At 67.7% G+C, this 23614-nt stretch carries 20 protein-coding genes; 6 read left to right on the forward strand and 14 right to left on the reverse strand.

The genetic code is table 11. The annotated features are described in order from the left end of the window. Positions 1 to 12: 12 nt before the first annotated feature. Positions 13 to 1203, forward strand: coding sequence for a cytochrome P450 (locus tag OB2597_RS09630; RefSeq protein WP_009805353.1), 1191 nt, complete (start codon positions 13 to 15; stop codon positions 1201 to 1203). Between the two features lie 277 nt (positions 1204 to 1480). Here OB2597_RS09630 and OB2597_RS09635 read toward each other — a convergent pair whose 3' ends face one another. From OB2597_RS09635 to OB2597_RS09655, 5 genes are all read right to left on the reverse strand, one after another. Further along, positions 1481 to 2446, reverse strand: a complete 966-nt coding sequence (locus tag OB2597_RS09635; protein ID WP_009805354.1) for a LysR family transcriptional regulator — start codon at positions 2444 to 2446, stop codon at positions 1481 to 1483. 4 nt (positions 2447 to 2450) lie between these two features. Continuing rightward, positions 2451 to 3011, reverse strand: a complete 561-nt coding sequence (phaR, locus tag OB2597_RS09640) for a polyhydroxyalkanoate synthesis repressor PhaR (protein ID WP_040609240.1) — start codon at positions 3009 to 3011, stop codon at positions 2451 to 2453. A gap of 97 nt (positions 3012 to 3108) precedes the next feature. Beyond that, positions 3109 to 3708, reverse strand: coding sequence for a pyridoxamine 5'-phosphate oxidase family protein (locus OB2597_RS09645; protein ID WP_009805356.1), 600 nt, complete (start codon positions 3706 to 3708; stop codon positions 3109 to 3111). Between the two features lie 246 nt (positions 3709 to 3954). Beyond that, positions 3955 to 4401 carry a phasin family protein gene (locus OB2597_RS09650; RefSeq protein ID WP_009805357.1) on the reverse strand — a complete coding sequence of 149 codons (447 nt, stop codon included), beginning with the start codon at positions 4399 to 4401 and terminating at the stop codon, positions 3955 to 3957. Positions 4402 to 4550: 149 nt separating this feature from the next. Next, entirely contained in the window at positions 4551 to 6374 is a 1824-nt protein-coding gene (locus OB2597_RS09655; protein ID WP_009805358.1) for a PHA/PHB synthase family protein, read from the reverse strand. 130 nt (positions 6375 to 6504) lie between these two features. On the opposite strand from OB2597_RS09655, the gene phaZ reads away from it, so the two are divergent. Further along, positions 6505 to 7803: a polyhydroxyalkanoate depolymerase gene (gene phaZ, locus OB2597_RS09660; RefSeq protein WP_009805359.1), complete on the forward strand. Its 1299-nt coding sequence runs from the start codon at positions 6505 to 6507 to the stop codon at positions 7801 to 7803. A gap of 291 nt (positions 7804 to 8094) precedes the next feature. On the opposite strand, the gene OB2597_RS09665 is transcribed toward phaZ, so the two are convergent. Beyond that, on the reverse strand, positions 8095 to 8556 hold the full coding sequence (locus OB2597_RS09665; protein ID WP_009805360.1) for a methylated-DNA--[protein]-cysteine S-methyltransferase: 462 nt from the start codon (positions 8554 to 8556) through the stop codon (positions 8095 to 8097). 168 nt (positions 8557 to 8724) lie between these two features. Between OB2597_RS09665 and OB2597_RS09670 the strand changes: the two genes are divergently transcribed. From OB2597_RS09670 to OB2597_RS09680, 3 genes are all read left to right on the forward strand, one after another. Further along, positions 8725 to 9759: an NAD(P)H-dependent flavin oxidoreductase gene (locus OB2597_RS09670; RefSeq protein ID WP_009805361.1), complete on the forward strand. Its 1035-nt coding sequence runs from the start codon at positions 8725 to 8727 to the stop codon at positions 9757 to 9759. Then, complete coding sequence (locus OB2597_RS09675; protein ID WP_009805362.1) at positions 9756 to 10151, forward strand: VOC family protein; 396 nt, start codon at positions 9756 to 9758, stop codon at positions 10149 to 10151. Before OB2597_RS09670 ends, OB2597_RS09675 begins: the two co-directional genes overlap by 4 nt. Before the next feature lie 95 nt (positions 10152 to 10246). After that, positions 10247 to 11386: a lytic murein transglycosylase gene (locus OB2597_RS09680; RefSeq protein ID WP_009805363.1), complete on the forward strand. Its 1140-nt coding sequence runs from the start codon at positions 10247 to 10249 to the stop codon at positions 11384 to 11386. Between the two features lie 116 nt (positions 11387 to 11502). Here OB2597_RS09680 and OB2597_RS09685 read toward each other — a convergent pair whose 3' ends face one another. The 6 genes from OB2597_RS09685 to dctP form a co-directional block, all read right to left on the reverse strand. Continuing rightward, positions 11503 to 12222, reverse strand: coding sequence for a nitroreductase (locus tag OB2597_RS09685; protein WP_040609242.1), 720 nt, complete (start codon positions 12220 to 12222; stop codon positions 11503 to 11505). Positions 12223 to 12337: 115 nt separating this feature from the next. Then, positions 12338 to 14008: an AMP-binding protein gene (locus OB2597_RS09690; RefSeq protein WP_009805365.1), complete on the reverse strand. Its 1671-nt coding sequence runs from the start codon at positions 14006 to 14008 to the stop codon at positions 12338 to 12340. Between the two features lie 603 nt (positions 14009 to 14611). Continuing rightward, on the reverse strand, positions 14612 to 16912 hold the full coding sequence (locus OB2597_RS09695; RefSeq protein WP_009805366.1) for a xanthine dehydrogenase family protein molybdopterin-binding subunit: 2301 nt from the start codon (positions 16910 to 16912) through the stop codon (positions 14612 to 14614). Between the two features lie 404 nt (positions 16913 to 17316). Beyond that, positions 17317 to 18633 (reverse strand): TRAP transporter large permease, encoded by a 1317-nt coding sequence (locus OB2597_RS09700; protein WP_009805367.1) that lies wholly within the window; start codon positions 18631 to 18633, stop codon positions 17317 to 17319. Further along, positions 18630 to 19202 (reverse strand): TRAP transporter small permease subunit, encoded by a 573-nt coding sequence (locus OB2597_RS09705; RefSeq protein ID WP_009805368.1) that lies wholly within the window; start codon positions 19200 to 19202, stop codon positions 18630 to 18632. The genes OB2597_RS09700 and OB2597_RS09705 overlap by 4 nt, the downstream gene beginning before the upstream one ends. A gap of 140 nt (positions 19203 to 19342) precedes the next feature. Then, complete coding sequence (gene dctP, locus OB2597_RS09710; RefSeq protein ID WP_009805369.1) at positions 19343 to 20380, reverse strand: TRAP transporter substrate-binding protein DctP; 1038 nt, start codon at positions 20378 to 20380, stop codon at positions 19343 to 19345. A 254-nt stretch (positions 20381 to 20634) separates the two neighbouring features. Here dctP and OB2597_RS09715 point away from each other — a divergent pair, with 254 nt between their 5' ends. Further along, the gene (locus tag OB2597_RS09715; RefSeq protein WP_161601042.1) at positions 20635 to 21246 is read left to right on the forward strand and encodes a TetR/AcrR family transcriptional regulator; all 612 of its coding nucleotides are present in this window, start codon (positions 20635 to 20637) and stop codon (positions 21244 to 21246) included. A gap of 9 nt (positions 21247 to 21255) precedes the next feature. On the opposite strand, the gene OB2597_RS09720 is transcribed toward OB2597_RS09715, so the two are convergent. Next, positions 21256 to 22404 (reverse strand): NADH:flavin oxidoreductase/NADH oxidase, encoded by a 1149-nt coding sequence (locus tag OB2597_RS09720; RefSeq protein WP_009805371.1) that lies wholly within the window; start codon positions 22402 to 22404, stop codon positions 21256 to 21258. Continuing rightward, entirely contained in the window at positions 22401 to 23555 is a 1155-nt protein-coding gene (locus OB2597_RS09725) for a zinc-binding dehydrogenase (RefSeq protein WP_009805372.1), read from the reverse strand. Before OB2597_RS09725 ends, OB2597_RS09720 begins: the two co-directional genes overlap by 4 nt. Positions 23556 to 23614: the final 59 nt, after the last annotated feature.

Here is a 23614-nt window from a genome sequence, read left to right on the forward strand (position 1 = left end):
CTAGATGGCCCCATGCGCCTCAGACAGTCTCCGACCGACCCGCGGTTCGTCCAGGATCCCTATCCCTTCTACGCCCGCGCCCGTGCGCAGGGCGACCTGCACTGGTGGGAGGACTACGACCTGATGGCCGCCTTCAGCCACGACGCCGTGCAGACCATTCTCAAGGACCGGCGCTTCGGACGGGAGGTCCCGGCGGAACTGGCCGAACCGGTGCCCGCGCACCTCCGGCCCTTCTACGCGATCGAGGATCACTCGATGCTGGAACTCGAGGCGCCCCGCCACACCCGGCTGCGCGGTCTGGTCCTGCGCGCCTTCACCTCGCGCAGGATCGCCGGCCTGGCCCCCGAGATCGAAGCGCTCGCGCATCGCCTGATCGATGCCTTTCCCGAGGACGGGTTCGACCTCCTGCCCGCCTTCGCGGCCCCGCTGCCGGTGATCGTGATCGCCCGCCTTCTCGGCGTGCCCGAGGCCATGGCGCCGCAGCTGCTCGGCTGGTCGAACGCCATGGTCGCCATGTACCAGGCCCGCCGCGATCGCGCGGTCGAAGAGGCCGCCGCCACGGCCGCCCGCGACTTCGCCGCCTATCTGGGCGACTATATCGCCGCCCGCCGCACCGATCCGTGCGACGACCTGATCACCGAACTGATCGCCGCCGAGCAGGAGGGCGAGCGCCTGTCCACCGAAGAGATGATCGCGACCTGCGTCCTGCTGCTGAACGCCGGTCACGAGGCCACCGTCCACACCATAGGCAACGGCGTGGCGAACCTGCTTTCCGCGCCCCTGCCCGCGCCGCCCGCCACATGGCTCGCCCCCGACCGCGTCGACGGCACGGTCGAGGAGATCCTGCGCCACGACCCGCCGCTGCACATGTTCACCCGCCACGCCTACGAAGAGGTCACGCTCTTCGGCCATACGTTCCGGCGCGGCGACCGGGTGGCGCTGCTGCTCGGCGCGGCCAACCGCGATCCCGCCGTCTGGCCCGAGCCGGACCGGTTCGACCCCGGCCGCCCCGTCAGGACCGGCAGCGCCTTCGGCGGCGGGGCGCATTTCTGCCTCGGGGCGCCGCTGGCGCGGCTGGAGCTGCGCTGCGCCCTGCCCGTCCTCTTCGCGCGTTGCCCGGAACTCGCCCTCGCCGCGCCGCCGCGCTACGGCGACACCTACCATTTCCACGGGCTCGACAGCCTGCCGGTCCGCACCCGCTGAGGTTTGCGCGGCGCTCGGGGGAAACCCGACCCGCGAATGCCGAAGCCCCCCTCCGGCTCGGGTGGCTCTCAGCGCACACTTTTCGCTTTCGCGGTACGTTTTCCGCCTCGCGTCGCGGAGAGGTCCTCGGCACATCGGAGGGCCGTCCCGGCCGGCGACACTTCCGGACCGCGCCGGTCCCGGGCCAGTGCTCGCGCCCGCCCCTCGGCATCGACGGATGCCGCCCGTTCATCGAACGACCGCCGAGCAAGCGTCCGTCAGGCGCCCCCGCACCGCGCTAGAGCAGCGCCAGACGCGCGTTCAGATGCGGATAGGCGCGCAACGCGGGCTCCACCACCACCTCGCGCACGAGCGTCCGCAGCTCCCCCGCCACCGCGCCCGGAACCTCGTCCAGGATCCCGCGCCGCGCCATCAGCACGATGCGCCGCGAAACCGGGGCGAAGGGCAGATCCAGCAGGTCCAGCCCGCCGATCAGCCGCCGCGCCCGCATCAGCGCGAGCGGCGGCAGGATCGTCCAGCCCACCCCCTGCCCGACAAGCGCAAGGATGGCGTGATAGCTGTCCAGTTCGAACCGGTGCGCCAGGGTCAGGTTCTGCTGCGCGAGATGCGTCGCGATCAGCCGCCCCATGTGATGCCGGGTGGTGTACTGCACCAGCGGATGCGCCTTGAGCTGCGCCAGCAGGTCGCCCGAGCCGTCGGCCATGCCCCTGGGGGCCGCCACGACGAAACCTTCCGCGAGGATCGGATGCACCTCGGCCCAGGGCGGCGCCTCGCCCATCTCGGCCGCGACGATCACGTCCAGCGCCTCGGCCTCGAGCTGATCGTAGAGCCCGTGCGACGCCCCTGTCTCGAGCAGGAACTGGCAGCCCTCGAACCGGTCGGCCATCCGCACGAGCAGTTGCGGCGTCACATCCGCCTCGAGATCGTCGATCATGCCCAGCCGCAGCCGGCGCAGCGTGGGCGATCCGGCCACCGCCAGTTCCGCCCGGGCCTGGGCCGCCTCGTTCAGGATGGACTGGGCGCGCCGGCGGAAGCTCTCGCCCGCCGGCGTCAGCGTGACGGGGCGCGCGTTACGCACCAGCAGCGTGGCGCCGAGCGCCGTCTCGAGGTTGGTCAGCTGCTGCGACACGGCCGAGGCGCTGGCCCCGAGCCGCCGGGCCGCGGCCGAGATCGACCGCTCTTCCGCCGTCGCCACGAAGACCTCGACCCCCCAGAGCGTGATGCGGCCGGGGCTCGACTGCATCGGCCTAGCTCATCTTGTTCAGCTTGCTCTGAAGCTCGGCCAGTTGCTTCTTGATGGTGTCGAGGTCGTCGTCCTTTGTGCCCTCGGCCGCCGCCGCCCCCTCGCCGCCCTCGGGCGGCTTCCAGCCCGGGAACCCGCCGGACATCGCCTTGAGAAACGCCTCCTGCTGGGCCTGCATCGCCTCGAATCCCGGCATCTTCGACATCGGGTTCATGGCGGTCATGTTCTCCATCATCTTCGACTGGCTGTCGCGCAGCATCTCGAAACTCTGGGCCAGGAACTGGGGCACGACGGACTGCGCCTGCGTCGTGTAGCTGCGCACGAGATCCGTCAGCACCCCGAGGGGCAGCACGTTCTCGCCCCGGCTTTCGTGTTCCGCGATGATCTGCAACAGGTACTGCCGGGTCAGGTCGTCGCCGGATTTCAGATCGACAATCTGCACCTCGCGGCCGTCCCGGATGAACCCCGCGATATCCTCGAGGGTGACGTAGTCGCTCGTCTCCGTATTGTAGAGCCGGCGCGACGCGTACCGTTTGATCAATAGCGGTTTTTCGGTGTCAGCCACGGGCCATCCCTCCCTATGCAGCACTGCAGCGCAGCTTAGGGGCTGGGCGCGGAATTGCAAAAGGTTTTCCCCGGCGAAGCCGCGGACCCATGGTCCGTCACCAGAGCTTGGGTTGCGCCTGGACCTCGTAGTTCGCATCGTAGGCCGCGCCGTCAAAGCCCGCGTCCACCTCGCGGACGAAGTCGCCCGCGCTCGGAACCGTGCCGCTCAGATCCTGCCCGGCCCAGAGGTCCGACCGCATGAGCGCCTTGGCGCACTGGAAATAGACCTCGGAGACCCTCACCATGACGACGGTGCGCGGCCGCTTGCCGCCCCTGTCGAACGAGGCGAGCAATTCGGGATCGGCGCTGACCTCGGCGCGGCCGTTGATGCGCACGACGTTCCTGCTGCCGGGCACCATGAACATCAGGCTGGCACGCGGGTCGCGCACGATATTGCGCAGGCTGTCGATGCGGTTGTTGCCCATCCAGTCCGGCAGCAGAACGGTGCGGTTGTCGGCGATGCGCACGACCGGGCCGTCATCCCCACGCGGAGAGGCATCGGTGCCCTCCGGCCCGACGGTGGACAGGATGACGAAGCGCGAGGCCTCGATCCAGCGGCAATAGCAGGGCGAAAGGTGGTCCAGCACCTTGGTGATCGACCTGGGCACCGGGTCGCCGTAGATCGCTTCGAGCGTTTCGATATCGGTGATGGTCATGAGGCCCCCGCTTGTCCCGGCAGAGGCCCGGCGGCCCCGCTTCGCCTGCGCGGCAACGATTAGGCAAAGAGAGCGCTCGAGGCAAAGAAAAACGCGCGGCCGGCGCCCGGCCGGCTGGCCGCCGGCGCAATCGACAGGGGGACCGACGAACGAAAAAAGGGCGGGTCCTTTGCGGACCCGCCCTGAACGTCGCGCTCCAATCAGGGAGGGGATGGGAGCGCGGCGGCTGTGTCTTCGCGGCGATCGTTACTTCGCGGCGGAGGCCTTCTTGGCGGCCGCGGTAGTGTCCTTCGTCGCCTTCTGAACGGCGGCCGAGGTTTCTTCCGCCATGTCCTTGCCGGCGGCCATCATCAGCTCGACGGTTTCGGTCTGGGCCTTCTTCGCGATTTCGGCGAAGGCGGCCATGTTCTCGGCGGCCATCTCGGCCGAGGCGGTCGCGAAGTCCGACATGGCTTTCGCGTAGTCGGCGGGCTCGGACTTGACCTTGGTCAGGTCGGCCATGCGCGACAGCGTGTCCTTGGTCCACTTGGAGGACAGGTCCGAGGATTTCTCGGCTGCTTCCAGGGCGACGCCGGACAGCTTTTCGTTCAGCGTGGCGGAGGTCTTGAAGGTATCCTCGAACGACTTGGTGTCGACCGGGAATGCGCCCATCATGTCTTTCATGATCGTGGTGAAATCTTGCGTGTTCGCCATTGTTCCATTCCTCTCTTCGGGTCGGCCCCGCGTCCATTCGGGGCCGTATTGCGTTTCTGAGAGGGAATATGGATGCTGCATCGCAGCAAATCAAGACCTTTTCGCTGCAATGCAGAAAATCGAGCCTGTTCCGCAGGATGCGGACCGGCTCAGACCGGCAAGGTTGCCCTTACGTAGCTTCCGGGGGCCGCACCGAGGGCAGGATGGGACGAATCGCCCGGTTCCCGCGCGGGCACCTCCTTGCCAGATTGCGCCTTGATCCACTCGCCCCAGCGGGGCCACCAGCTGCCTTGGGTGAAGCTCGCCGTGCGAAGCCACTCATCGGGTTCGAGTGTCAGGTCGTCGTTGGTGTAGTGGCCGTATTTCTTCTTGCTCGGCGGATTCACGATCCCCGCGATATGGCCCGACTCGGAAACCACGAATGTCTTCTGGCGCGACCCCATCTTCTGGATGCCGCGAAAGCTCGTCTTCCAGGCGGCGATGTGATCGGTCTCGCAGGTGATCGCATAGACCGGCAGCGTGATGTCCGAGACATGCAGCCTCTCGCCGCAGAGCTCGATCCCTTCGGAGGCGAACTCGTTCCGCTGGCAGAGCTGGCGCAGGTACTGCACGGCCATCTTCGCCGGCAGGTTGGTGCCGTCCCCGTTCCAGTAGAGCAGGTCGAAGGCGGGCGGCGCCTCGCCCAGCATGTAGCTTCGGATCGCCGGCCGATAGATCAGGTCGTTGGACCGCAGGAACGAGAAGGTGCGCGCCATGATATGACTGCGCAGCATGCCCACATCGGCCACCTCGGCCTCGATCCCGTCGATGAAGTCGTCCTGCAGGAAGGGTGTGAAATCCCCCTGATCCGAGAAATCGGTCAGCGCCGTGAAGAAGGTCGCCGTCTTGATCGACTTGTCCTTGCGGTGCTTCATCAGCGCGAGCGTCATCGCCAGGGTCGTGCCGCCGATGCAATAGCCGATCGCGTTGACCTGCTTCTGCCCGGTGATCTCCTTCGCCTCGCGGATCGCGGCAAAGTATCCTTCTTCGATGTAGTCCTCGATGCCCGTGTCGGCATAGCTGCGGTCCGGGTTCGCCCAGGAGACGACGAACAGGGTGATCCCCTGCTCGGTCACCCACTTGATGAAGCTGTTCTGCTCTTTCAGGTCGAGGATGTAGAACTTGTTGATCCAGGGCGGAAAGATGATGAGCGGGATCGCGTGCACATTCTCGGTCCGGGGCGCGTACTGGATCAGCTCCATCAGCCGGTTGCGATAGACGACCTGCCCCTCGCTCGCGCCGATGTTCTCGCCGACCTTGAAGGCTTCGGTGTCGGCCAGCCGGACCAGCAGTTCGCCGTTGTTCGCCTCGATATCCGCGACGAGGTTCTCCAGCCCCCTGACCAGGCTTTCGCCCTCGGTCTCGACCGCGCGCTCCAGGGCGTCGGGGTTGGTCGCCAGGAAATTGGTCGGCGCCATCATGTCGATGATCTGCTGGCTGAAGTACCGCAGCCGCTTGCGTTCGGTGTCGTCCAGCCCCTCGGCATCCTCGACCGCGTTGCGGATCGCCTCGGCGTTCAGCATGTACTGCTGCTTGATGAAGTTGAACCAGGGATGGCTCTTCCACAGGGGATTGGCAAAGCGGGCATCGTCGGGGGTGTGATCTTCGGGCGCGGTTAGCGAGCCCTTGGCCAGGGCCTGCTGCGCCTCGAGGAAATGATGCACCGACTTTGTCCAGAACTCGGCCTGGTGTTCGAAGACGCGCGCGGGGTTGTTGATCATCTCGGTCCACCAGGCGCCGGCCGCGCGGGTGAAGACCTCCGGGTCCGGTGCGTTGAGCGCCACGTTGGTGGGATGTCGCCTGGTCAGCGCCGCGGTCAGCCGCTGGGTCAGGGCATCCACCCGCGCGAGGTTCTCGTTCAGCCGCTCGAGCGCTGCGCGGCCGTCTTCGGTTCCAAGCTCTCCGCCGTCGCCGGCATCAGTATGAGTTGCCATGTCAACAAATCCCCCCTAGGTTGCTGCTATGCAGCATTCGGCGCTGTCACCGCGGTACCGTCTGGAAGTGGCCGGGCACAACGTCATGTTAACGCCGAACTGACCCGTTCAGAACCCCCGGGAGACGCACATGCGCTATATGGCAAACTACGATTTTATGGAGTCGATCCGCAACACCCAGCAATGGCTGGGTGCGACGGCGAACTCCATGGCCTCCTACCCCGCCTTCGCCCTCATGCCCAATCCGGCCCTGCACTGGATGGCCGCCTGGGGTCAGGTCACGGAACGCGCCTTCGAACGGATGGTGGTCAAGCCCGACTGGGGGATCCGGTCGATCACCTGCAACGACGGCAAGGATCACCTCGTCTCGGTCAACCCGGTGGTCGAGCGCCCCTTCGGCGATCTGATCCATTTCGAAGTCCTCGGCCGCGAGGAACAGAAGCGCAAGGTCCTGCTGGTCGCGCCGATGTCGGGCCATTACGCGACCCTCCTGCGGTCGACGGTGGTGTCGCTTCTGCCCGATGCCGAGGTCTATATCACCGACTGGCACAACGCTCGCGACATCCCCGTCTCGGAGGGCAAGTTCGATATCGAGGATTACACCCTCTATGTTGTCGATTTCATGAAGGAGCTGGGGCCGGACATCAACGTCATCGCCGTCTGCCAGCCCGCGCCGCTGGTGCTGGCGGCCACCGCCTATCTGGCCGAGATCGATCCCAGTGCGCAGCCCAACACGCTGACACTGATCGGCGGGCCGGTCGACCCCAACGCGACCCCCACGGAAGTGACTGATTTCGGCCACTCGGTCACCATGGGCCAGCTCGAGGAGCTGATGATCCAGCGCGTCGGGCTGCGGTACAAGGGCATCGGCCGCCGGGTCTACCCCGGCCTGCTCCAGCTGACCTCTTTCATTTCGATGAACGCGGAACGCCATGCCCAGGCCTTCTCGGACCAGATCTTCCGCGTCATGGCCGGCGAGGCCTCGGAGCACGACCACCACAACCGGTTCTACGACGAATACCTCGCCGTGATGGACATGACGGCCGAGTTCTATCTTTCGACCGTGGAACGCATCTTCAAGGCCGGCGAGATCGCGTCAAACGACTTCGTCGTGGCCGGCCACAAGATCGACATCGGCAAGATCACCAACGTGGCGGTCAAGACCGTCGAGGGCGAGAACGACGACATCTCGGCCCCCGGCCAGTGCGTCGCGGCGCTCGACCTCTGCACCGGCCTGCCGGATGAGCTCAAGGCCAGCCATCTGGAACCCGGCGCCGGCCACTACGGCATCTTCGCCGGCTCGTCCTGGCGCAACAACATCCGCCCGCTCGTGCTCGAATTCATCGACGCGAATACCGGCGGCTCGAAGACCGCGAAGACGGGCAGAGGCAAGGGCGCGGCCAAGGCGAAACTGGCAGTCGCGAAGTAACCTCGCCGCCGGCGACGCGGAACCGCGGCTCCGACCGGGAGGCGTCCTGTCCCCCGGCCCGTCAGCCGACAGGAGTTCCCGGCGTCGAGCCCGAGGGCGCCGGGCACGCCCGAATCGCCCGCCCGGGGCGCGGTTTCAGATCGGCCGACGGAGGCCCCCCTGCCCCTGCGCCGACGTAATCCGGCGCAGAACCGAAACCTCCCGGTCCCCCGGCTCATCAGCCGGCAGGAACTCCTCGGGCCGAGCCCGACAACGACAGGCACGCCCGAACCGCCCGCCCGGGGCACGGCTTCAGATCAGCAGACCGCCCGCCCCTTCCAGCCTGAGCAGCCCGACCTTCGTCTCGACCCCGCCGGGCGCGGAAAACCCGCCGAGCCCCGTCGCGCCCAGCACCCGGTGACACGGGACGATGACCGCGACCGGATTCCGCCCGCAGGCCCGGCCGATGCCCTGCGCCGGCTGGCCCAGCTCTTTCGCGAGTGCGCCGTAGGTGCGTGTCTCGCCGAAGGGGATGGCCGAGAGCGCCGCGCAGACCGTCCGCACGAGGTCGGGCGCCTCGATCTCGATCGGCAGGTCGAAGACCGTCAGTTCCCCGGCGAAATAGGACCTGAGCTGCACCACGGCGCGGTTCAGCAGTTCGGACCCTGCCGCGCCTTCCATCGCGCGCCAGCCGCCCGCGACGATGGCGCCGTCGCAGTCGCGCAGGTGGTATCGCCCGAACGGCGTCTGAAGATGCTGCACGGCCCCTGCCATGCGGCCACGCTGATCCCCGACGGCCGTCCACGCAAGAGTTCCTTACGTCACATGCCCGAAAACACCGTTGGAGCGCGTGACACCCGATGCGGCAGATGCCAAAGTCGCTGCGACGAATACCGGCGTGACCGACCGGGCGGCAGACTGGCCGCCCCAGCGTCGGCCCCGATGCCGCACCAGAGGGAGGACATCGAATTGGCATTGCCAGAACAACTCAAGCACCTGCGGATCCCGCTGATCGGCAGCCCGCTCTTCATCATCTCGAACCCCGAACTCGTGCTGGCCCAGTGCAAGGCGGGGATCGTCGGCTCCTTTCCCGCACTGAACGCCCGCGAGAAGGAGGGCGAGGAGATCGAGCTCGACAAGTGGCTGACCCGGATCACCGAAGAGCTTGACGCCCACAATCAGGCCAATCCGGACACCCCCGCCGCGCCCTATGCGGTCAACCAGATCGTCCACAAGTCGAACGCCCGGCTGGAGCGTGACGTGGAGATCTGCGTCAAGCACAAGGTGCCGGTTTGGATCACCTCGCTCGGTGCGCAGCCCTGGGTCTACGAGGCCGCGCATTCCGTGGGCGCCATCGTGCTGCACGACATCATCAACGACATGTTCGCCCGCAAGGCCATCGACAAGGGCGCTGACGGCCTGATCGCCGTTGCCGCCGGCGCAGGCGGTCATGCCGGGGCGCTGTCGCCCATGGCGCTGATCCAGGAGATCCGCGAGTGGTTCGACGGTCCGGTCTACCTCTCCGGCGCCATCGCCAAGGGCGACTCGATCCTCGCCTCCCAGGCCATGGGGGCGGACGGCGGCTATGCCGGCTCGATCTTCATCGCCACGGAAGAGGCGAACGCCCAGCCCGGCTACAAGGAAATGATCACGCAGAACGGCGCCTCGGACATCGTTTATTCCAACCTCTTCACCGGGGTCTGGGGCAACTACCTCAAGCCGTCGGTCGCGGCCGCCGGCATGGACCCGGACGCGCTGGAACGCTCGGACCCCTCGGCCATGAACTTCGCCTCGGCCGGCGAATCGAAGGCCAAGAAGTGGAAGGACATCTGGGGTTCGGGCCAGGGCATCGGCGTCGTCCGCGACATCCGGCCGACCGCCCAGGTCGTCGACCAGCTGGCGCGCGAATACGAGGCGGCCCAGCATCGTCTCGCCGACACGCTCGGCTGGCCGGGGCTGGCCAAGGCGGCAGAGTGACCGAACGGCTCGGACGGCTGATCGACCACCTGGACATCCGGGTGAGCGATCCGGCCGCCGCGCTGCCCTTTTACCGCGCCATCCTCTCCGCTCTCGGCCACGAGGTCGAAGAGCTGGGGGATGCCATCAACACCGATGAACTCTACGTCACGGCCGCCGCACCCGGCGGCCGGGTGACAAGCGGCCTGCACCTCTGTTTTCAGGCCACCGACCGCGATACTGTCACGGCCTTCCACGCCGCGGGCCTTGCGGCCGGCGGCCGCGACCACGGCGCCCCGGGTCTGCGCGACTACCATCCGGGCTATTTCGCGGCCTTTCTGCTCGACCCGGACGGCAACAACATCGAAGCCAAGGTGGACGAGCGGATCGCCGCCCGTTCCGCCCCCGGATGACCCGCGCGACAGGCTGACCGCCGCCCCCGCCGTTTGCCGTCTCGCTGCGCCTGTGCTCTACTCCCTCCAAACGCGACAAGCGGGAGGAGAGCAGCATGATCCCCAGACGACAGTTCCTCGCCCTGACGGGCGCCGCCACGCTTGCTTCCTGCGGCGCGGCGCCCGTTCTGCCCGGCCGCGCGCCCGAGGCCGTGGCCGACGATCTGCGCCCCGTGCCCAATGCCGGATGGGACGCCTGGGTGGCCGCCTTCCGCCCGCGCGCCCGGTCCGCCGGCATCACCAGTGCGACCCTCGACGCCGCCTTCCGCGGCGCGGGGTTCATCCCCGGCGTCGTTACCCGGGATCGCAGCCAGCCCGAGAGCTCCTACTCGCTCGAGGACTACCTCTCCATCGCCGCCTCCGATGAACGCCTCGCCAAGGGCCGCGCGGCGTTCGCCCGTCAGCGCGACACCCTGACCGCGCTCGAGTCGCGCTATGGCGTCGACGCGGAAATCATCTGCGCCATCTGGGGCCTGGAAAGCCGGTACGGAGAGCGGCGGGGCACCGTCCCGGTGATCTCCGCCACCTCGACCCTCGCCTTCGACGGCCGCCGCGGCGCCTTCTTCGAGAAACAGCTCATCGCGGCCCTGCGCATCCTGCAATCCGGCGACGTGACCCCGGCCCGCATGGTCGGCAGCTGGGCCGGCGCCATGGGCCACACCCAGTTCATCCCCACCTCCTACCTCGCCTATGCGGTCGATTTCGACGGCGATGGCCGACGCGACATCTGGTCAGAGGATCCGACCGACGCGCTCGCCTCCGCCGCCGCCTATCTGGCGAACGCGGGCTGGACCCGCGGTCTGAAATGGGGCGGAGAGACCGGCGCCCCCGGCACGCCCGCGGGGACCACCATCACGCCCCAGGCGGGAGGCCCGTCCTTCACGGTCACCTCGAACTTCCGGGCGATCAAGCGCTACAACAACTCCGACCTCTACGCGATCGGCATCGGCCACCTCGCCGACCGGATCGCCGGCGGCGGCCCGATCCGCGGCCGCTTTCCGCCCGATGCCAACGGGCTGACCCGGGCCGATCGCATCGCGCTTCAGGAAAGGCTCACCGCGCGCGGCTATGACACCGGCGGCACCTCTGGCGTCATCGGGCCGAAAAGCCGCGCCGCGATCGAGGCGTATCAGTGGGACGCGGGGCTGGGCGTGACGGGCGTGCCGTCGCCGGCCCTGCTGGCACAGCTGGGGTGACCGGGGCGGTGCGTGCAAGCACGCACCTACGCCTTCCGGGGTGACGGCGGCGGGTGTGCGGGCCCGCGCCCTGCGCCCGCCTGTCGGGTGCGTGTTCACACGCACCGCGACCCGCCCTATTCGGCAGCCTCGCGCCGCAGCCGGCGGCCCTGCCCCTCGGCGTCGAACCCCTGGAACGAGGTGTTTTCCGCCACGTCGCGCCGCACCGACTTCACGTCGTTCGCCGCGAAATCCCGGTCCGGCCAGCCCAGGGCCACGCAGGTCAGGATCACCTGATCCTCGGGGATCTCCGCACATTCCCGCACCACCGGCGACTGCATGATGCCCTGCCCGTTGATCACCGCGCCCAGCCCCTTGGCCCAGGCCGCCAGCACCAGCCCGTGGACGGCGGCGCCGGCGTCGAAGATCGCCACCGGGCCGTGATCGTTCAGCGCCCTGTCATAGGTCACCACGACTGAGACCGGCGCATCGAACTGCCGGAACCCGCGCATCACCCAGTCCTGCCGCCGCTCGGCATCCTCGCGGGCGATCCCCATGGCGGCGAATAGCTGCTTGGCGATCTCGACCTGCCGGTCGCGATGCACCCCTTCGTATTTGCCATGCGCCGGGATCTCGCGGCTGGGGGGCACGCCGCCGAGCATCCGTTCGGTGTTGCCGCGGCGCACGTTCTCGAGCACCTCGCCCGTCAGCACGTGAAAATGCCACGGCTGCGTGTTCATGGACGAGGGCGCCATGTTCGCCGCCGTCAGTATTTCCTCCATCAGCGCCCGGCTCACCGGCTGGTCCGTGAAACCGCGGATCGACCGCCGCTCCCGCATCGCTTCGAAAAGATCCATCCTGTCCTCCTGTCGCAGAGCGCGGGCCTCGGCGCCGCGGCTCCCTTTCGTCATGTACGGGTCTTTTCCCCGCCGCTCCCCAGCCCCGCGACCCAGTGCCACCGGGCGGCTTATTCTATGCCGTCTCCTGCGCCGCTCGGGCCAGTTCCTGGTCCCGCAGCATCTTGCGCGACGCCTTGCCGACCGCGGTGCGGGGCAGCTCGTCGCGGAACTCGAGGTGGCGGGGCATCTCATGCCGCCCCAACTTGTCCGAGAGGAAGTCCTGAAGCTCTTCCAGCGTGAACCGCTCGGCGCCGGGATTCAGCATCACGAAGGCCTTGGCGCTTTCACCGCGGTAGGCATCGGGCACGCCGATCACCATCGCCTCAAGCACCGCCGGGTGCTGGTGTATCGCGTTCTCGATCGTCAGCGGATAGACGTTGAACCCCCCCGACAGGATCAGGTCCTTCTTGCGGTCCACGATGTAGAACCAGCCGTCCTCGTCCATGTAGCCGATGTCGCCGGTCAGGAAGTATCCGTCCCTGGTGAAACAGGCGGCGTTTTCCTCGTCCGGCCGGTTCCAGTAGCCGCTGGTGACGTTCGGCCCCTTGATGACCATCTCGCCGGATTGGTTCGGGCCCAAGATCTTCTCGCAGTCGTCCACGTCGACGATCATCATGTCGAGACCCGGCACCGGCACTCCGATGGTCCCGAGCTTTTCGTCCGGCATCCCCTGCGGCACCGTCGTGCCGCCGGGCGAGGTCTCGGTCATCCCCCAGCCCCCGCGGAGCTTGAGCCCCGTCAGCTGCTTGACCCGGCTGTAGACCTCGACCGGCAGGGGCGCTCCGCCCGAGGCGACGTAATCCAGCGACGACAGGTCCCGCTTGTCGATGTCCGGCTGGGCGAGGATGGCGATCCACGTGGTGGGCACCCCGGCGAGCGCCACGATACCCTTCTTCTCGACCTCGTCGATAGCGCTGGCCGCATCGAAGCGCAGACGCAGGCAGAGCGTCCCGCCCTCGCTCACCCGTTTGATCATGCCCGAGCTCAGCCCCATGATGTGAAAGAGCGGCGAATAACCCAGGGCCCGCGTACCGGGCAGCGCGGAGGCCTCGTTCTTGCCCATCTCGGAATACATCTGCGATGTGGTCGCAAGATTGGAATGTGTAAGTTTCGCCGCCTTCGGAACCCCTGTCGTGCCCCCAGTATATTGCAAAAGTGCAAGTTCCTCGGGCGTGACCGGCGCGGCATCCATGGGATCAACCGAGTGTCCGGCCAGAAGATCCTCGACCGCGTGGGCGCCCGGTATGACCGGGCATTCCCGACCCCGGGCCGAGATCGGATCGGGGCACAGGTAGAGCGGCGGGCAAACGCCCTCGTCGATCAGGGGTGCGAAATGGTCTGCGAACTCCGGCGTCGTCAGCGAAATCACCATCTTCGCACCGCTATCCGTCAGCTTGTGCTCGATCTCCCGCCGGGCGTCGAGGGGCGAGAGATGCGTGACCGCCGCCCCGGACCACAGCGTGCCGAAGAAGAAGATCGGGTGCCACGGGCAGTTTGGCAGGTGCAGAGCGACCCGGTCGCCCTTTTCGATGCCCGCCGCCTTCAGCGCCCGGGCCACCTGGCTGATCAGCCCGTGCATCCGGGCATAGGTGAATTCCTGGCCATAATACTCGATCATGACCGTCTCCGGCCATGTGGCGAAACTCCGCGCCAGCCGGTCGTTCACCGTCTCCGGAACCGGCTCGAAATACGGATCGACACCTTCCGCATACCACTTGTACCACGGACGCTCCGGTCTGCTCATCAGCCCCTCCCTCTCTACCGTCCCGCGAGACCGGGCCTCTCGGCCGGTGCCGGCGGAAACGGCGTGCGCGCGAGCCTCTCCCGACCCGGGGTCCCGCGCCCGTGCTTGAGCCGTTCGTCGAGGGTAGCACTCCCCCGGGCGCCTGCCCAGCACACCTGCGGACCGTCCGGGCGGACGGAGAAACTGCCTTCGCGCACCTGTCCTCCCCTCACGCGATGTTCCGCATTGCAGAATATTGTTTCGCGCTCTTCCGGCACGCTAGACCATGCCCGACACGGGCGTCAATGGCTATCGGCCCGAGGATCGGAGAGGGAAGACGATGCGCGTAACCGCGGCGGACGGGACGGTCGACATGGTCCTCAGGCAGCAGGTGCCGGGCGTCGAGGGTCACATCCCGTGCGGCCGATGGATCAGGTACGGCGACGTCACCCTGCGGCAGCCTGAGAGGCGGCTTGGGGGCCGAAGAGAGCCCCGGTCGGGACCGGGAATGACGGAAGTGCCGGGTGGCGGTAGGTCCCCGGGCGGGGCAGGAGCAAGGCAGTGCGAGGTGGCGGGAGGTCCCCGGGCGGAGCCGGGGACGGCGGCGGACCCTTGCGCCGCGCCCTACTTCGCCGCCTGGATCGCCGCCCAGACCCGGCCGGGAGTGGCGGGCATGTGGAACTCGGTCACGCCGACCTGCGCCAGGGCATCCATCACCGCGCTCATTCCCGCGGCCATGCCGCCGACCGAGCCTGCCTCGCCCACGCCCTTGACGCCGAGCGGATTGAGACCGGTCGGCACCTCGTGGAAGCCGCAGTCGTACTCCGGCAGATCCGCCGCGCGCGGCATCGCGTAATCCATGAACGAACCGGTCAGGAGCTGGCCGTCATCGGCGCCATAGGTCATCTCTTCCATGAAGATCTGCCCGAGCGCCTGCGCCACGCCGCCCTGAATCTGCCCCTCGGCGATCTGCGGCTGCAGCACGCGGCCGATGTCCTCGACCGCGGCATAGCGCATGATCTCGAACCGCCCGGTTTCAGGGTCCAGTTCCACCTCGCAGATGTGGCAGCCGTTCGGAAAGGTCGGCGCCTCGGGCGAGAACTCGCCGTTCGCGGCCAGAGGAATGCCCTTTTCACCGGCGACCCGGGCGACCTGCTCCAACGAGATCTCGCGATCCGTCCCGGCAATGCGGAAGGTGCCGCCGGAATATTCTATATCCGCCACATCGGCCTCGAGCTCTTCGCCCGCGATCCCCCTGGCCTCGGACAGGATCGTCTCGACCGCGCCCATGAGCGCCGATCCGCCCTTGATCATCCCGCCCGAACCGCCCATGCCGCCGCCCTTGGGCATGACATCGGTATCGCCCTGGGTATAGCTGATCCTGTCCGGCGCGATCTCGAACCCCTCGGCGGCCAGGTCGATCAGCGCCGTCTCGACGCCCTGCCCGGCCGAGAACGCGCCGGCCGCGACCGAGATCGTTCCGTCGGCATGCAACTCCACGTTGGTCCAGTCGGCGCCGCGCCGGCCCCACATGCCGCCCGCCGTCTCGATGCAGAGCGCCAGCCCCAGCCCGCGAACCCGTCCCTTCGCCTCGCTCGCGGCCCTGCGGGCGGGATAGTCGTTCAGCCGCGCCCGCTCGATCCCGGCGTCCAGGACCTGTTCGAAGGCGCCGCTGTCGTAGCCGAAATACCAGATCGGCGGCCAGGGCATCCGGTCCTCGGGAATCAGATTCTTCCGGCGCAGCGCGATCCGGTACTGCCCCAGTTCCCGCGCGGCCTTGTCGATCAGGCTTTCGATGATGAAGGTCATCTCGGGCCGCCCCGCCCCGCGATAGGGCGCGACCGGCACGGTGTTGGTCAGGTAGCCCTCGAGCCGGCCCGCGATCACCGGGGTCGTGTAGACACCCGCGACGCCGCCGAAGTTCAGGACCGGCGGCAGGGACCGCGCAGAGGCATAGGCGCCCATGTCTACCCGCAGCGCCACGGTCAGCGCGGTAAAGGTGCCGTCCCGGTCCAGCCCCAGCTCCGCATCGAACTCCACGGCGCGTCCGCCCTCGTCCGACAACAGCGCCTCGCCCCGGTCGGCCCGCCAGCGGACGGGACGGTCCAGCTTGCGCGCGGCCCAGAAACACAACACCTCCTCGCGCAGCGGGCCGGACTTCATCCCGAACGAGCCGCCCACGTCCGGGCCGACGACGCGGATCCCGGAGGGGTCCATGCCGAAAGCCTCGGCCAGCGCGCCGCGCATGGCGGGCGGGTTCTGATGCGACAGGTAAAGGCCGTAGCGCCCGCCCGGCTCGGGCCGGGCCAGGGCGGCTCGCGGTTCCATCGTCGCGGCCGCCACGCGCGAGATCGGCGCCGTCAGACGGACCCGATGCGCCGAGGCGGCGAGCGCCGCTTCGGCCGCCGCCCAGTCGCCCCGGCTCCATTCCGCCGCCAGGTTGCCGGGGCGGTCCGCGTGCACCGGTCGCGCCCCCTCGGCCCGCGCATCGGCGATGGTCACGACCGGATCGAGATCCGCGAGATCCGGCATCACCGCCTCGGCGGCGTCCATCGCCGCCTCGCGGCTCTCGGCGACGATCATGGCCAGCGGTTCGCCGACGAAGCGCACCTCGTCCCGCGCAAGCAGGTGACGCGGCGTATGCTCCCACGTCCGGCCGTCCGGCCCCTCGAGCGCCATGGCGGTCTGCACCGGCCCCACCCCGTCGGCCTCGAGATCGGCGGCCGTATAGACGGCGACGACCCCCGGCATCCCTGCCGCGACGCCGGGGTCGATCCCCTCGATCCGCGCCGCGGCATGGGGAGAGCGGACGAAGACGGACCAGAGCGCGCCCTCGACCCGTATGTCGTCGGCATACCGCCCGGTCCCGGTGGTGAGCCGGTAATCCTCGACCCGTCCCTTGCGGCGCGTCTGCATGTCTTTCATCCCGTTTCTCCTCGGCTGGGCGTCCCGTGCAGGATGAGGGGCCGCCCGCCAATGGTTAGTGATATCGCGGGGACCGTCAAACGGATGCGGGGCGCGCGGGTTTGCACAGTGAGCCGCCCGCGCTGTGCGGCATGCCGAGCGGCCCCCGCGCTCCGCCCGTAGGGTGCGAGCCCGCACGCACCGCTCGCACGCACCGCCCGCACGCGCCCGGCGCCACACGCCGGAAACGCCCCGCCCGCCGCAAGGGCCGGCGAGGCCGCGTCCCGCTATCCGCCGTAGAAGAAGTTCAGCACGGCTTGGCCCGCCCGCTCCCGTAGGGCGCGTGCCCGCACGCACCGCACGCGCCCGGCGCCGCACGCCGGAAACGCCCCGCCCGCCGCAAGGGCCGGCGGGGCCGCGTGTCGCTATCCGCCGTAGAAGAAGTTCGGCAGGAAGAGCGCGATGTCCGGGAAGAGGATGATCAGCAGCACCCCGACCAATGTCACGATGACGTAGGGCACGACCGAAGCGTAGATGTCGCCCATGCTCACGCCCGGCGGCGCGACCCCCTTGAGATAGAACAGGTTGAACCCGAAGGGCGGTGTCATGTAGCCCACCTCCATCATGATGATGAAGAGGATGCCGAACCAGATCGGATCGAAGCCCGAGGCCTCGACCACCGGCAGGAAGACCGGCAGGGTGATCAGCATGATCCCCACGGGGTCCAGCACCATTCCGAAGAGGAACAGCACCAGGAGCATGAACGCCAGCGCGCCCCACTTGCCGCCCGGGATGAAGCTCATCAGGTTCGAGATCAGCGACGAGGCCCCGAGCGCGGTATAGGCGGTCGAGAAGGCATGCGCCGCAAAGAGGATCCACATGATCAGCGCGGTCAGCTTGATGGTCGCGATCGCCGCCTCGTGGATCACCGTCCAGTTGAGCTGGCGGTTGACCGTGGTGGCGAACAGCGCGCCGAAGACGCCGATCGCCGCCGCCTCGGTCGGGGTGGCGAATCCGCCGAAGATCGCGCCCAGCACGATGGTCACGATCAGGATCGGCAGGATCACCGCCCTCAGCGACCGCAGCTTGGGGCCCCAGCCCGCGCGCTCTTCTTTCGGCAGGGCCGGGCCCATGTGCGGCTGGAACCAGCAGCGCACGCCGATATAGATCGACACCAGCACGAAAAGCGTCAGCCCCGGGCCGACCCCGGCCGCGAAGAGCCGGCCGACCGACACCTCGGTCAGCAGCGAATAGAGCACCATCAGGATCGACGGCGGGATCAGGATGCCCCACCCCCCGCCGGCGTTGATGGCCCCCAGGGCCAGTCGTTTGTCATACCCCCGTTCCAGCATCTTGGGCAGTGCGATGGTCCCCATGGTGACGACGGCCGCCCCCGATATGCCCGACATGGCGGCGAAGATCACGCAGATCAGCACCGTTCCGATGGCCAGACCGCCGCGCAGGCCGCCCCACCAGACATGCATCATCTCGTAGAGATCGTTCGCCACCCCCGACTTTTCCAGCAGGATCGCCATGTAGACGAAGAGCGGGATCGCCATGAGCGTGGGGTTCGACATGGATTCCCACATCTTCGAGGCCAGCAGGTAGAACCCGATCTGCCCCATCTCGAAATAGAGGAACACCACCGAGATGCCGCCCAGCACGAACGCCAGCGGCGTGCCGAGCATCACGAACAGCAGAAGCGATCCGAAGAAGAGGAGGGTGAGAAGTTCGACGCTCATTCCTGCGCCTCCCCTGCTGCGGCTGCATTGGCGTGCGAATCTGACGGGGCGGGCACGCCGAAGACATCTTCGGGAACCGGCTTGCCCTGCAGGACGCGGATATCGGACCAGAGGCGGACGAAGCCCTGCAACAGGAGCAGCACCGCCGCGACCGGGATGAAGGCCTTGGTGGGCCAGAGATAGGGTTTCCAGATCGAGTTCGTCTGTTCCTTATCGACGAAACTCTCCCAGGCGATGTCCCAGCCCTGCCAGAGCAGGACGCCCACGAAGAGCAGGAACAGCGGATAGGTGAGGATATCCAGCAGCGCCTTGCGTCGGGGCGAGAAGCTTCCGTAGATGATGTCGACGTTCACGTGGCCCCGCTCGGCCAGCAGGAACCCGCCGCCCAGGATGGCGTAGACCCCGAAGATCAGCGTCGCGAGTTCCGCGGTCCAGATCGTGGGCTGCCCCACGAGATAGCGCATGACCACGTCGGCCAGCAGGAACGCGAATATGATCAGAACGGCAAGCGAGAGCCACTTCCCGATGAACCGGTTCAGGCGCGTGATGCCGCCCGCGATTTGTAGCATTTGAGAACCTTCCCGGAGAACGATTCAGGACCGCTGGAAACGCGGTCCGAAACCCTGGACCGCGTCAACGCCTCGACCGTTGGCACGACTGCGGCGGCGCGGGTCGCCGGACCCGGCGCCGCCCGCGTGAGGTCGAAAGATCAGGCGTAGCCGAGATCCGACATCATCGACTTGTAGAGATCGGCGGCCCGCGCCGCGATCTCGCCCTTCTCGGCCTCGGAGGCGAGGATCTGGGCCGAAGCCTCTGCCAGCATCTCGAGCACGTCGTCGGGAAGCTGCACGACCTCGACCCCCTGTTCCGCGATCCCCGACGAGAGGGCCTGCGCCTCGCCCAGCTGATACTCCGACGAACGCTCGTAGAAGCGGGTGGCAAGAGCCGTATCCAGCACGCCGCGCAGGTCGTCCTCCAGCCCTTCGTACTGGTCGACGTTCATCAGGAAGCTGTCGGTCGTGAAGCCCAGGGCGGGCTTGTAATGGTACTTGCAGACCTCCCAGAGCGACATGGACTTGGCACCGATCGCCGCACCCCAATGCGCGCCGTCCACCACACCCGAGCTGAGCGACTGGTAGAGTTCCGAGCCCGGGATGTACTGCGGCGCCGCGCCGGCGGCCTTCAGATAATCGAGCATCGTGCCGGAGGACCGGATCTTAACGCCCTGGAAGTCCTCGGCGCTCTCGATCTTCTTCGACAGCACGAATTCGGTCGGATAGACCTTGTCCGTCCGGACCATGACGCCGTCGGGCACCAGTTCCTCGTTCACCATCTCCTCGAGGCCGCCCTGCTTGGTGGCGTACTGCACCTCCCAGCTTTCGCGCAGCGTACCCGGAATGCCGTAAAGGAACGAGGCTGCCTGCGCCTTTTCCTGGAAATAGGACGGCGAGGCGGTCCCCATGGGCACGACGCCCTTGCGGATCAGGTTGTAGATCTCGGGACCCTTGGCGAATTCGCCCGCACCGAACAGTTCGAACTGGAACGCGCCGTCGGTCTCTTCCGTGACCCGCTGCGCGAGCACGCCGAGGCTGTCGTCGAAGGACGACGAGGCCTTGGGCCAGTGCGACTGCACCCGCCAGGTCACCTTGCCCTGTGCGATGCCCTTGCCGACCAGTGCCGGTGCCGCAACGGCCGCCAGACCGGCGCCGCGCAGGATCGTCCGGCGATTCACGTTCTTGTTGGTCATGCTTTCCTCCCTTGACCATCATCCCTGGGAAGCGGCTTCGTCGTCCGCGGTCCCGCGATCTTACGGGCGGACGTTTCTGTCAAGAGCCCTCCCCCTGATGCACTCACCAGAACATCTTTCTACTCGCGCGTCAACGAGTTGCGCCGCAGTACGGGCATGGTCCGGCGGGACAGCTAAGGGTCGAAAGAGTTGAAATTTTTTCCGTCCCGTGCAATTCCCGCATGGCGGAATATGCGACAGTGAACGGTGGGCTCATGGCCAGTTGGAACGGTGCGATCGCCTCGCGTGAGGAAATACGGGAAATCAAGCGTCGGGCGGCGCTCAGGGTCGCTGCGCGGATCTTCAATGAAAAAGGGTATCACGCCACGTCGCTCGACGAGATCGCGGACGAGATCGGCGTCACCAAGACGGCGCTCTACTACTATTTCAAGAACAAGGAACAGCTGCTCTACGAGTGTCTCAAGCTGACTTACGATTGCGGACAGAATGCCCGGCGCGAATGCGAGGCGATGGAGGGGTCGGCCGTCGAAAAGCTGAGGCATCTCTACCGGCGGTTCATGGAAAACCTGATGGAAGAGCGTGGCGCCTATACCACCATGGCCAACATCCGCGCCCTGACCGAGGAGCAGCAGGCAGAGCTGCGCGAGCGGCGGATGTGCTTCGACGGGTACAGCCGGATGCTGCTCGAAAAGGCGATCGAGGATGGCACGGTCCGGCCGGTCGACGTGCGTTTGACCTCCAGCTTCTTCCTGGGGTCGGTGAACTGGATCCTGCGCTGGCATAGCGAGAACGACGCCATGGCCCCGGCCGAGATCTCGGACCATTTCCTGGACCTCTTCATGCTCGGCATCGTCCAACGCGGCTGACGCCGGTGGTCACGCCAGCGGCTCCTCGTCCATCGAGGCGAGCCCTCGCTTCCACCTGGACAGCCACCAGGCATAGGGCGCGGGCCAGGCCTCCCAGTCCGGAACGCCCAGTCTCTCCGCCGCATGATGGGCCCAGTACGGATTGAAGAGCGATTGACGGCCGATCGCGATCAGATCCGCCTGCCCCTCCTGCAACAGCTGCTCGGCCAGGTCCGGCGTCCGGATCAGGCCGACCGCCTGGGTCATGATCCCCGTCTCCTCGCGCAGCAGCTTGGCGAACTGCGCCTGATAGGCCGGCCCCCGTGCGAGGTTCGAATTGGTCGCGCCATGCAGCATGTTCCCGCCCGAGGAACAGTCGACCACGTCGACCCCCGCCTGCTTGAGCGCCTTTGCCAGAGCGACGGAATCACCGGGCTCCCACCCGCCGTCGATCCAGTCGGTGGCCGAGATGCGGGTGAAGAGCGGCACGTCATCGGGCAGCGCCGCCCGCACCGCCCGCACGACCTCCAGCGGATAGCGCATGCGGTTCTCGAGCGATCCGCCGTATGCGTCCTCGCGCCGGTTGGCCAGCGGGGTGAGGAAGCTTTGCAGAAGATAGCCATGCGCCATGTGGATCTCGACCATGTCGAACCCGGCCTCGAGCGCCCGCTGCGCCCCGGTCACGAAGGCCTCGCGCACCTCGTCCATGTCGGCGCGGTCCATCTCCCGGGGTTCCAGCCAACCCTCGGTGAAGGCGACGGCAGAGGGGGCGATCGGTGTCCAGCTCTCGTCCCCGGCCTCAAGGTTCTCCTGCGTGAGCGGGCCGTTGCCCTCCCACGCCCGCTGGGTCGCCGCCTTGCGGCCGGCATGCGCCAGCTGCAGGCAGGACCGAAATCCCAACCCCCTGATCTGGGCGGTGATCGGGCGGAACGCCTCGACATGGCTGTCGTGGTAGATGCCGGTGCACCCGTTCGAGATACGGCCGGTGCGCGTTACGGCCGCGGCCTCGACAAAGATCAGGCCCGCGCCGCCGAAGGCGAACTTGCCGTAATGCGTGCGATGGAAGTCGGTGACGTGCCCGTCTTCGGCGCAGTACATGTCCATCGGCGGGATGACCACCCGGTTGGGAATGGTGACGCCGCGGATGGTGAGCGGCGTGAACAGTATCGGCTGGCTCATGTGGCTCCTCGATGGCCGTGCGGGGCGAGGATCTGGCGCAGGGCGCGCCCCTCGGCCAGCTTGTCGAACCCGGCGTTCACCTCGTCGAAGCCGAGGTATCCGTCGATCAGCCGGTCCACGGGCAGCGCCCCCGCATGGTACATCCGCAGAAAGCGCGGGATGTCCCGGACCGGCACGCTCGATCCCATGTAGGACCCGATGATCGCCTTCTCGTTCGACACCATCTCGGCGTGGTCGATGCCGAATGTCGCGCCCGCGGGCGACAGCCCGGCGGTGATCAGGCGCCCGCCCCGGCGCAGCACGGAATAGGCGCCCTCGAGCGCCTTGACCGCGCCGGCAAGCTCGACCGCCACGTCCACGCCGCCGCGGGTCAGGTCCGCCACCTTGCTCGCAAGTTCGGGGTCGGCCGCATCGAAGACATGGGTGGCGCCCAGTTCGGATGCCTTCCGGCGTTTCGCCTCGACCGTGTCGACGCCGATGACCACCTCGGCACCGCTGGCCCTGGCGCCCATGATCCCGCAGAGCCCCACGCCGCCCAGGCCGAAGACGGCCACGGTCTCGCCCGCCTGGAGGCGCGCGGTGTTCATCACCGCCCCGGCTCCGGTCATCACCGCACAGCCGAAGACCGCCGCATCCACCATCGGGATCGGATCGTCCACCACGACCACCGAGCCCCGGCTCACCACGGCGTATTCCGCGAAACAGGAGATGCCGGTGTGATGATGGATCTCCTCGCCGTCCGCACCCCTGATGCGGGTCCCGCCGGAGAGCAGCCCGCCCTCGGCCCGCGCCTTCACCGCGGCTTGGCAGATCTGGGGACGGCCCGACTGGCACATTTCGCATCGGCCGCAGGACGGCGCGAACTGGAACACCACCTTGTCGCCCACCCGGACATCGTCGATGCCCGCGCCGATCTCGACGACCTCTCCGGCGCCCTCGTGGCCCATCAGCATCGGCACCATGCGCCCGCGATTGCCGGTGATCACCGACAGGTCGGAATGACAGAGCCCGCCGCCCATGACCTTGACCACGACATCCGTGGCTTTCGGCGGCAGAAGCGTCACGGTCTCCAGTTGCAGCGGCGCGCTTTCGGCGAACGGCGCCGGCCTCTCCAACTCCCGGAGAACCAGCCCCTTGCAGGTCAGTGTCATTGTCGTCCTCCTTTGTCGGCGCCCCCGATCCGCCCTGCGGGACCATAGGCGCGAGGTCC

This window comes from Pseudooceanicola batsensis HTCC2597, assembly GCF_000152725.1.
Classification (GTDB): domain Bacteria; phylum Pseudomonadota; class Alphaproteobacteria; order Rhodobacterales; family Rhodobacteraceae; genus Pseudooceanicola; species Pseudooceanicola batsensis.

Coding starts and splice junctions, on each gene's coding strand:
- OB2597_RS09630 (WP_009805353.1), top strand. CDS start 13: ATGCGCCTCAGACAGTCTCCGACCGACCCGCGGTTCGTCCAGGATCCC.
- OB2597_RS09650 (WP_009805357.1), bottom strand. CDS start 4,401: ATGGCGAACACGCAAGATTTCACCACGATCATGAAAGACATGATGGGC.
- OB2597_RS09725 (WP_009805372.1), bottom strand. CDS start 23,555: ATGACACTGACCTGCAAGGGGCTGGTTCTCCGGGAGTTGGAGAGGCCG.
- OB2597_RS09705 (WP_009805368.1), bottom strand. CDS start 19,202: ATGCTACAAATCGCGGGCGGCATCACGCGCCTGAACCGGTTCATCGGG.
- OB2597_RS09720 (WP_009805371.1), bottom strand. CDS start 22,404: ATGAGCCAGCCGATACTGTTCACGCCGCTCACCATCCGCGGCGTCACC.
- OB2597_RS09715 (WP_161601042.1), top strand. CDS start 20,635: ATGGCCAGTTGGAACGGTGCGATCGCCTCGCGTGAGGAAATACGGGAA.
- OB2597_RS09665 (WP_009805360.1), bottom strand. CDS start 8,556: ATGGCAGGGGCCGTGCAGCATCTTCAGACGCCGTTCGGGCGATACCAC.
- OB2597_RS09655 (WP_009805358.1), bottom strand. CDS start 6,374: ATGGCAACTCATACTGATGCCGGCGACGGCGGAGAGCTTGGAACCGAA.
- OB2597_RS09695 (WP_009805366.1), bottom strand. CDS start 16,912: ATGAAAGACATGCAGACGCGCCGCAAGGGACGGGTCGAGGATTACCGG.
- OB2597_RS09680 (WP_009805363.1), top strand. CDS start 10,247: ATGATCCCCAGACGACAGTTCCTCGCCCTGACGGGCGCCGCCACGCTT.
- OB2597_RS09670 (WP_009805361.1), top strand. CDS start 8,725: ATGCCGCACCAGAGGGAGGACATCGAATTGGCATTGCCAGAACAACTC.
- OB2597_RS09700 (WP_009805367.1), bottom strand. CDS start 18,633: ATGAGCGTCGAACTTCTCACCCTCCTCTTCTTCGGATCGCTTCTGCTG.
- OB2597_RS09645 (WP_009805356.1), bottom strand. CDS start 3,708: ATGACCATCACCGATATCGAAACGCTCGAAGCGATCTACGGCGACCCG.
- dctP (WP_009805369.1), bottom strand. CDS start 20,380: ATGACCAACAAGAACGTGAATCGCCGGACGATCCTGCGCGGCGCCGGT.
- OB2597_RS09690 (WP_009805365.1), bottom strand. CDS start 14,008: ATGAGCAGACCGGAGCGTCCGTGGTACAAGTGGTATGCGGAAGGTGTC.
- OB2597_RS09685 (WP_040609242.1), bottom strand. CDS start 12,222: ATGGATCTTTTCGAAGCGATGCGGGAGCGGCGGTCGATCCGCGGTTTC.
- phaZ (WP_009805359.1), top strand. CDS start 6,505: ATGCGCTATATGGCAAACTACGATTTTATGGAGTCGATCCGCAACACC.
- OB2597_RS09635 (WP_009805354.1), bottom strand. CDS start 2,446: ATGCAGTCGAGCCCCGGCCGCATCACGCTCTGGGGGGTCGAGGTCTTC.